Source organism: Brevibacterium linens ATCC 9172, from assembly GCF_900169165.1.
Lineage (GTDB): Bacteria > Actinomycetota > Actinomycetes > Actinomycetales > Brevibacteriaceae > Brevibacterium > Brevibacterium linens.
Window position 1 is genome coordinate 1 of the sequence record NZ_FXYY01000077.1, and the last position, 1,086, is coordinate 1,086.

2 protein-coding genes are annotated in these 1,086 nt (G+C 64.4%); both read right to left on the reverse strand.

Translation table 11 applies throughout. The annotated features are described in order from the left end of the window. Nucleotides 1-70 precede the first annotated feature (70 nt). Nucleotides 71-556: a hypothetical protein gene (locus BLIN9172_RS18270; protein ID WP_180956993.1), complete on the reverse strand. Its 486-nt coding sequence runs from the start codon at nt 554-556 to the stop codon at nt 71-73. Continuing rightward, entirely contained in the window at nt 553-861 is a 309-nt protein-coding gene (locus tag BLIN9172_RS18380; protein ID WP_205751100.1) for a transposase, read from the reverse strand. The genes BLIN9172_RS18270 and BLIN9172_RS18380 overlap by 4 nt, the downstream gene beginning before the upstream one ends. Nucleotides 862-1,086: the final 225 nt, after the last annotated feature.

A 1,086-nucleotide genomic window follows, 5' to 3' on the forward strand; every position in this document is an offset into this window, starting at 1 on the left:
AATCGTCTCGGCGTTGTCAGGGCTGCTTCCCGCCCTCGCTCCCATCCCGGAGTTCAGGCTGCCCTCAACTTCACCTGGCTGCTGCGACAGCCAGGCGGTGGTGGTCTCTCACCTCCACTCGGTTCAAGAGCGCCTCGTGGCGCACTATATCGGTCAACCACAGCTGATTCGGGGCCTCGGCGCGGAACTCGTGCCGAGTGCGCCCGTGCTCGTCGGTGACGGCGCACAGGTCGTCATGGACCGGCGGCCCCGGCCTCTTCCCGTTCTTGCCCGGCCCCTTGCCGAACACGGAGTACCACGAGTTATCCGAGCACAGGCGCCAGGCGGTGCGCACTGCCATCGGCTGGCCTGCGGCCGTGGCTTCGTCGGCAAGGTACCGGTACCCGAACTCGGGATCATCACGGTGGGCGTCGAAGAGGGCGTTGGCCCGATACGCCTCGGTGATCTCGGCGTCGGTGATGGGGTTGGCCAGCCACCGGTAGTAGGGCTGGCGGGAGAGCTTCAAGACCCGGCACGTCACCGCGACGGGGATCCCGTCGGCGGCGAGCTCTCTCACGAGCGGGTAGAGCCTTTTGACGGCAGGTTTGCCTGCGAGAGGTAGGCTGCGGCCCGGCGCAGGACCTCGTTCTCCTGCTCCAGCAGCCGGGTGCGGCGGCGCAGCTCTCGCAGCTCTGCTGATTCGTCGGTGGTGGTGCCGGGCTTGTTGCCGGCGTCGATCTCGGCTTGGCGGACCCATTTCGTGACGGTGCCTTCGTGGACGCCGAAGTCCTTGGCGATCTGGGCGATCGTGGTCTTGTCGTCCCGGTTCAGTGCCACCCTCACGACGTCGTCGCGGAATTCTTTCGGGTAGGGCTGTGGCATGGTGACTATCCTTCCAGGCTTGTCTGTGAACAAGCCAGATCAGGTGTCACCTATCCGTGCACCAGTCCCTGTTCATTCCCTGGTCGACCCCCGAACTGCTAGTGTCCTGCGCCGTAAATTCGTGTAAGAAGTTGTAGAATGGAGTATGCCTCGCACCGGTCGTCCGAAAGCTGAACTGATCCTCACCGATGAAGAACACCAGACGTTGACTCGCTGGTCCCGTCG